The sequence below is a fragment of the Blastomonas sp. CCH1-A6 genome, from assembly GCF_001556365.1.
GTDB classification, from domain to species: Bacteria; Pseudomonadota; Alphaproteobacteria; order Sphingomonadales; family Sphingomonadaceae; genus Blastomonas; species Blastomonas ursincola.
Window position 1 is genome coordinate 21,462 of the sequence record NZ_LSIS01000273.1, and the last position, 7,051, is coordinate 28,512.

General features: G+C 64.5%; 5 protein-coding genes. 4 read left to right on the forward strand and 1 reads right to left on the reverse strand.

Annotated elements, in window-relative coordinates; all coding sequences use genetic code 11:
• Positions 1-645, forward strand: a complete 645-nt coding sequence (locus tag AX735_RS13105) for a flavin reductase family protein (RefSeq protein ID WP_066280918.1) — start codon at positions 1-3, stop codon at positions 643-645.
• Here the strand turns inward: AX735_RS13105 and AX735_RS13110 are convergent.
• Positions 634-2,454 (reverse strand): DUF885 domain-containing protein, encoded by a 1,821-nt coding sequence (locus tag AX735_RS13110; protein ID WP_066280921.1) that lies wholly within the window; start codon positions 2,452-2,454, stop codon positions 634-636. The genes AX735_RS13105 and AX735_RS13110 overlap by 12 nt on opposite strands.
• A gap of 255 nt (positions 2,455-2,709) precedes the next feature.
• Between AX735_RS13110 and AX735_RS13115 the strand changes: the two genes are divergently transcribed.
• The 3 genes from AX735_RS13115 (at position 2,710) to AX735_RS13125 (ending at position 6,968) form a co-directional block, all read left to right on the forward strand.
• On the forward strand, positions 2,710-4,044 hold the full coding sequence (locus tag AX735_RS13115) for an amidohydrolase family protein (protein ID WP_231750113.1): 1,335 nt from the start codon (positions 2,710-2,712) through the stop codon (positions 4,042-4,044).
• Positions 4,045-4,058: 14 nt separating this feature from the next.
• Positions 4,059-4,562 carry a hypothetical protein gene (locus tag AX735_RS13120; RefSeq protein ID WP_231750114.1) on the forward strand — a complete coding sequence of 168 codons (504 nt, stop codon included), beginning with the start codon at positions 4,059-4,061 and terminating at the stop codon, positions 4,560-4,562.
• Positions 4,563-4,670: 108 nt separating this feature from the next.
• Complete coding sequence (locus AX735_RS13125) at positions 4,671-6,968, forward strand: TonB-dependent receptor (RefSeq protein WP_171007714.1); 2,298 nt, start codon at positions 4,671-4,673, stop codon at positions 6,966-6,968.
• Positions 6,969-7,051: the final 83 nt, after the last annotated feature.

The window sequence follows — 7,051 nt, forward strand, 5'->3', positions numbered from 1 at the left end:
ATGGAATTCGATCTCCGCGCGCTTGAGGTTGCCAAGCGCTACAAGCTGCTCGCCTCGTCGATCACACCGCGCCCGATCGCCTGGGTCACCAGCCGCTCGGCCGACGGAATTCACAACGCGGCACCCTATAGCTTCTTCAACATGATGGGCTCCGATCCGCCGACCGTGGTGCTGGGGCTGATGCTGCGGCCCGAAGGCGGGTTGAAGGACAGCGCGGTCAACATCACCACCACCGGCGAATTCGTCATCAACCTGGTGTGCGAAGCCGACGCCGAGGCGATGAACCTCACCTGCATAGACGCGCCGCCGGAAGTCGACGAGTGCGCGCTGGCCGGGCTGGAGCTGCTGCCCTCGCGGCTGGTCGGGCCGCCGCGCATCGCCAGCGCGCCGGTCAGCCTGGAATGCCGGGTGCTGGAAACCGTCTATCCCGGCGGTGAGGGCGGCCAGGTGATCGTCATCGGCGAGGTGCTGATGGCGCATGTCGCCGACCGGTTTGTGCTTGATGCCGACCGCTGCCATCTCGACACGCTCGCCATGGGCCTGATCGGGCGTGTGCACGGGGCGGGCTGGTATGTGCGGATGACCGACCTGTTCCAGATGGACAGGCCGGTCTGGCCCGCAGAGGCGCCTGGCTTAGAAGCCTGAGCCAGCGGCCCCACCTCCCGCCGCAATCCAGCGCTCGATCTTCGCCTCCAGCACCGCCATCGGCAGCGCGCCGGTGCCGAGCACCTGGTCGTGATAATCGCGGATGTCGAAGCGCTTGCCCAGCGCCTTGCGTGCGCGCTCGCGCAGCACCGCGATGCGGATCTCGCCGATCTTGTAGGAACAGGCCTGGCCCGGAGAGGCGATATAGCGGTCGATCTCCACCGCGACATCCTTGGGCGCCATCGAGGTGTTGGCGAGCATATAGTCGATCGCCCGCTGCCGCTGCCAGTTCTTCGCATGCAGCCCGGTATCGACCACCAGCCGCACCGCGCGGAGCATCTCCATGTCGAGATGACCGAACCACTGGAGCGGATCGGTGAACATGCCGAGATCACGGCCCAGCGACTCGGCATAGAGCCCCCAGCCCTCCGAATAGGCGGTGGACGATCCGAAGCGCAGGATCGGCGGCAGCGCCTCGTTCTCGCGCGCCAGGGTCAGCTGGAAATGATGACCCGGAATGCCTTCGTGCAGCGTCAGCGTCTCCAGTGTCGGGATGGGCCGGGTGCCCAGCATCGCCATGTTGAAATAGAGCGTTCCCGGCGACACGCCATCGGCAGGTCCGGGCCGGTAATAACCGGTGCCGCGCTGATCGCCGAGCGCGGGCAGCGGCGCGACGCGGAACGGTGCCTTGGGCCGCCGCGCGAACAGCTTGGGGATCGCCGGCCAGATCTTCGCTTCGATCGCGGCAAAGCGCGCGAGCAGCTCTTCGGGGGTCTTGTAATAATATCTAGGGTCGGTGCGGATATGCTCGAACAGCCCGGCAAGGTCGCCCTCGAAGCCGATGTCCTTGCGAGCCTGTTCCATCTCGCTGCGGATGCGCGCGACTTCCGACAGGCCGAGCGCGTGTATCTCGTCTGCGCCAAGGCTCGTCGTGATGTGCCGAGCCAGCTCAGCCGCATAGAGCCGCGCGCCATCGGGCATCGCCCCGCGCCCCGGCAGCGCGAGCGCCTTGGGCGCATAGTCCTGGGTCAGGAAATCGTGCCACCGCTTGTATCCCGGCAGGATGCGTTCGCGGATCAGCGAGCGATAGGCGGCGGTCAGCCGGTCGCCATCGCTGGCCTTGACCGGATCGGGCATCTGCCGGATCGCGGCAAAGAAGGGCGTGTCGTCGGGCGCGAGCGCGAGCATCGCATCGACCTGGCGCAGCACATTGGCGACCACGACCTGCGAATGGACATGGCCCGAAGCCAGCCCCTCGCGCAGCCGCACGATCGCGGTCTGCAGATAATCGGCAAAGCCTTCGAGCCGATCCAGGCCGCGCTCGTAATCGGCGAGCGACTCGAAGCGAGCGCCGCCGCCCGAGACGAAATCGGCGACCTCGACATGCGGACCGAACGAAGGATCGAGTGCCAGTTGCCGCTTGATGACGAACAGCCCGCTGTCGAACAGGCTCAGCACCTCGCGCGTGCGATACGCGAACACGTCATAGGCGATCGCGTCCTGCGGCGAGAGCGCCTTACGGTCGATCTGCTCGAGCGCCTGCATCTGCGCCTGCTTGTTGGCACGCAGCGTGTCGCCATAGGCATCGCCCAGCGGATCGACATAGGCCGGGCCGCTGCTCTCCCCGCGCCGTTCGTCGGACAGCGGATCGAGCAGCGCATCGGCGGCATCGGCCTGTTCGAGCAGCGCGCGCAGCCTGGCCCCGGCATCGCTCGCCTGGGCGTGCAACGGCATGCCCGCCATCGCCCCCAGCGCGAGTCCGCCCGCCAGCGTGGTTCTGCGCGTTACTTCCAGTCCGTTTGTCGGCATGTCCTTGTCTCCCCGATGTGCCGATCCTCACCACAGCCGGCACAGATTCTAGCGCTCAGATCGGCAAAGCGCATTTGATCATACTGGCCACCCCGGCGCCGAAAGCGCGCGTTTACAACAATCTAATTTCATCAGAGCGCTGGCTACCTTTCATATGTTGCGCCTGACGCAACGATTCGGATGGTTTTGCTGCATTGCACGAATGCGTCATTTGCGTGACGTTGCACGTATTCAAGGGGCTGCGGGGACAGGCATATGCGCTACCGGCGATGGATGATGGCGGCGATGGCAACGGCGGCGACGCTGATGCCACTGGCGACGGCGGGCGTGGCCGAGGCGCGCGAAGGCAAGATCATGGTCGACCAGGAGGTCAGCACCGAGGTGATCGCGCTGGTCGGCGGCAATGTCGTCGATGTCGATACCGGCAACGTCATGATGAACGCGGTCGTGATCGTCACCGGAGGCCGCATCAGCGCCGTGGGGCCTGCCGCCTCGACCACCATTCCGCCCGATGCCAAGCAGGTGTCGATGACGGGCCGCTGGCTGATCCCGGGCCTGATGAACATGCACACGCATTATGGGCTGAAGCTGCCCGGTGCGGCGGGCGCGGCGCTGGTGGGCGAGACCGACCCGCAACAGGTGCTGCGCATGGCGGGCAATGCCCGCAAGTCACTGCTTGCCGGGGTCACCACCACGCGCTCCACCGGCGAGGATCATGGCAATGACTTCGCGCTGCGCGCCGGGATCGAGCGCGGCGACGTTATCGGCCCGCGCATCCTGACCGCAGGCGAGATCATCGTGCCCACCGGCGGCCATGGCTCGCTGGAAGCCGATGGCCCCTATGGCCTGGCGACAGCGGTGCGCAAGCAGATCAAATATGGCGCGGACTGGATCAAGATCGCGATCTCGGGCGGCATTTCGGACACGCACGGCGCGATCGGCGCGGCGCCGATGACCGACGAGGAGCTCTCGACGCTGATCGAGGTGGCGCATCGCAACGGCATTCCGGTCACCGCGCATAACGGCTCGGCCGAGGCGGCACAGCAGGCGCTCAAGTTCGACATCGATTGCTTCGAGCATGGCTATTATCTCGACGATGCCGCGCTGCAGCTGATGAAGAAAAAGGGCGTGTGGCTGGTCCCGACCATCGTTGTCAGCCAGCCGGGGGCCAAGGAATTCTACAAGAAGATCGGATCGCCCGCCTGGTATCTCGCGCGGGTCGACAGCACCGGCAAGGAACATTGGGCGATGCTGCAAAAGGCGATCCGCCTGGGCGTCAACATCGCGCTCGGCACCGACCAGTTCCCGTTCGAGCCCAATGACGGCACCACCGCGACCGTCGCCGAGGCAGAGCTCTACGTGAAAGCCGGGATGACTCCGCTCCAGGCGCTGCGCTCGGGCACCACCGAGACCGCGCGGATGCTCAAGATCGACGACATGACCGGGCGCATCAAGCCGGGCCTGGCGGCGGACATCATCGCGGTGAACGCCAATCCGGTCGAGAACATTTCGGCACTGCGCACCATCGATTTCGTGATGAAGGACGGCCGCATCTATCGCGACGACAAGACCGGCCTCATCGCACAATGAAGGGGATTTCTGACATGACCTTGATGACCAGACTGATCGCCGGGGCCGCACTGGCGCTCGTGCCCGCTATGCCGGTGCTCGCTCCGGCGGCCATCGCCGCGCCCGTCGCTTCGGACGATCCGGTGTCGCAGATGTTCGTCTGGTGGAACGAGGCGTTCAAGACCCCCGGCGCGTTCACGCCCGAGAATTTCCGCAAGCACTTCACCGAAGATGCGACGCTGGTGCTCGAGGGCAAGACCGTGATCAACGGCGTCGAGGGCTGGGCGAAGCACTTCCAGAAGATCCAGGCCGGTGGCGGCGATGTCGAGATCGTGGTGCCGTTCAAGGACATGTTCCGTGTCGGCGACCGGGTCTACACCTATCACGTCATCCGGTCGCGCCGGGACGGCAAGACCGCCTGCTCGCTGGCGGCGGGCCATGGCGTGATCCGCGACGGCAAGATCGCATCGATCGTGCTGGTCCGCTCGGAGCTCGATCCGGCCAAGGGCCAGACCGATCCGCAGTGCTGGACGCGCTGAACACATGACGGTTTCGGCGGAGCGACCCTAAAGGCGCCCGCCCAAAATCCAGGGGAATGAAAAACCATGCCGTCGGCACCTGCTGGCGGCAGAAAAGGGGATATTGCCATGACGATTGCCACAACGACCGCCCAGCTGCGCATGGGAACCGGCCTGATCGCGCTTGCCCTTTGCAGCATCGCGGCACCGGCGCTGGCGCAGGACGCCGCCCAGGCCGACGCGACCGAGACCGAAGCCAAGGACGAGATCATCGTCACGGCGCAGCGCCGCTCGCAGTCGATCCAGGACGTGCCAATCGCGATCACCGCGGTCACCGCGCAGACGCTGAAGGACCAGAACGTCCAGAGCGTCGAGGACTATTTCGCGCTGACGCCAAATGTCAGCTTCCAGACCAACGGTTCGCGCGACCGCAAGGATCTGTCGATCCGCGGCATTTCCAACCAGCTCAACCCCTATGCCGACGTCCGGCAGTCGAGCTACGCCTTCTATATCGACGAGTTCAACGTCGCCGCCGGGACCAGCAACCCGCAGATCGTCGACCTCGAGCGGATCGAGGTGCTGCGCGGGCCGCAGGGCACCTATTTCGGCCGTAATGCTGTGGGGGGCGCGATCAACGTCATCACCAAGAAGCCGGTGCAGAACTGGGAGGGCGAGCTCGAGGCCGCCTATTCCAATTACGATACCTTCCGCGCGCAGGGCGTGCTCAACATTCCGGTGATCCCCGATCTGCTCGCGGTGCGCGCCTCGGCCCAGTACGAAAAGAGCGACGGCTATATCCGCAACATCAACCCGATCGGCGGCGGCAACGACAGCAAGTTCTACACCGCGCGCGTCCAGGCGCGGCTGACGCCGACCGACCGGCTGACCTGGGATTTCGCCTATAGCTATTCGAACGAGGAAGTCGGCATGCGCAACGGCGTGCCGACCGGCGCGGTCACCGGCACCTGGGCGAGCGTCTATTACGGCGTCAACTACAACGCCACCGGCCGCACCACGACGATCACCGGTGCGCCCGACGGCGTCGGTTTCTTCCCTCAGAATGACAACAAGGTGAACTTCAACCGGCCGCAGAATGTCGGCAGCACCTATCAGTATTTCAGCTCGCGCGCGGTATGGGACTTCGACGTCGCGACGCTGACCGGCGTGGTCGGCCATCTGACCTCGGACGTGTTCAACTTCGGCGATGTCGACGGCGGCAGCCCCGACTTCTTCTACGAGGACTTCTTCCTGAAGCGCAAATCGACCAGCGGCGAGCTTCGCCTGCAGTCGAACGGCAAGAACTTCCTCGACTGGAGCATCGGCGCGTTCATCGGCCGCGATACCGGGACCACCGACCAGTCGACCTTCCACGGCCGCAACAGCCCGCTCTGCCCCGCCGGACGCGTCGGCAACTGCTCGGGGCTCGAGGTTACCGGGTTCGATTCGGACAGCACGACGCGCTATTTCGCGATCTTCGGTGAAGCGACACTGCATTTCACGCCCGAGCTTACCCTGGTGCTCGGCGGTCGCTATTCGTGGGAAAAGACCCGCAACTTCGCTGAAAACCGGTCGAACCTCACCATCACCGGTGTCAACGATCGCACCGCGGATTTCCAGGATTTCTCCCCCAAGGCGACGTTGAGCTACAAGCCCAGCAATTCGCTGATGGTCTATGCGACCGCCTCGCGCGGCTTCAAGTCGGGCGGCACGCAGACCTCGAACAACGTCAACCTGTCCAACGATTTCGACCCCGAAACGCTGTGGAACTATGAGGTCGGCACCAAGTTCGACCTGTTCGACAACCGGGTACGGGTCGACATTGCCGGCTTCTATATGGACTGGAAGAACGTTCAGCAGACCATCCGCTTCCAGTTCATCGATCCGGCGACCGGGCTTCTGCGCGGCGTCAGCGGCATCGCCAATGCGGCGAGCGCGGAAAGCTATGGCATCGAGGGCAGCTTCGACGCCAAGATCACCGACAACTGGAAGCTTGGTGGCCAGGTCGGCTATAACAACACCAAGTTCAAGAGCTATCCCAACGCGCTGATCGACGGGATCGTCATCGACATTTCGGGCCGGCCGCTGGTCAATGCGCCCAAATGGACCTTCGGTGCGCAGACCCAGTATACCCAGCCGCTGCGCGAAGGGCTCGACGCCTTCGTCCGCGCCGAATGGAGCTATCGCAGCTCGATGCTCTCCACCCCGCTCGCCTATCGCTACAGCGGCTTCCCGTTCATCTCGCCCAGCTATCACAATGTGAACCTGCGCGCGGGCATCGAGGGCGAAAAGTGGCGTGCCACGGTGTTCGTCGAGAACCTTTTCGACGCGAAATATTTTGCCAACGCCTATGAAAAGGCCTTTTATTCGGGCGTGCAGGTGGAGCCCTCGTTCCAGAGCTATGGCATCATCCTGAGCTACAAGTTCTGAAGCAGGTACAAGGGGTTAAGGGGTTGCTGGCATGACGTTTGACAGGCGCAGCCTGTTGCTTTCCGGCATGGCGGGTGTGGTCG

Excerpts from the sequence above, each read along its gene's own strand:
- AX735_RS13105 (WP_066280918.1), top strand. The coding sequence starts at position 1 with ATGGAATTCGATCTCCGCGCGCTTGAGGTTGCCAAGCGCTACAAGCTG.
- AX735_RS13110 (WP_066280921.1), bottom strand. The coding sequence starts at position 2,454 with ATGCCGACAAACGGACTGGAAGTAACGCGCAGAACCACGCTGGCGGGC.
- AX735_RS13115 (WP_231750113.1), top strand. The coding sequence starts at position 2,710 with ATGCGCTACCGGCGATGGATGATGGCGGCGATGGCAACGGCGGCGACG.
- AX735_RS13120 (WP_231750114.1), top strand. The coding sequence starts at position 4,059 with ATGACCTTGATGACCAGACTGATCGCCGGGGCCGCACTGGCGCTCGTG.
- AX735_RS13125 (WP_171007714.1), top strand. The coding sequence starts at position 4,671 with ATGACGATTGCCACAACGACCGCCCAGCTGCGCATGGGAACCGGCCTG.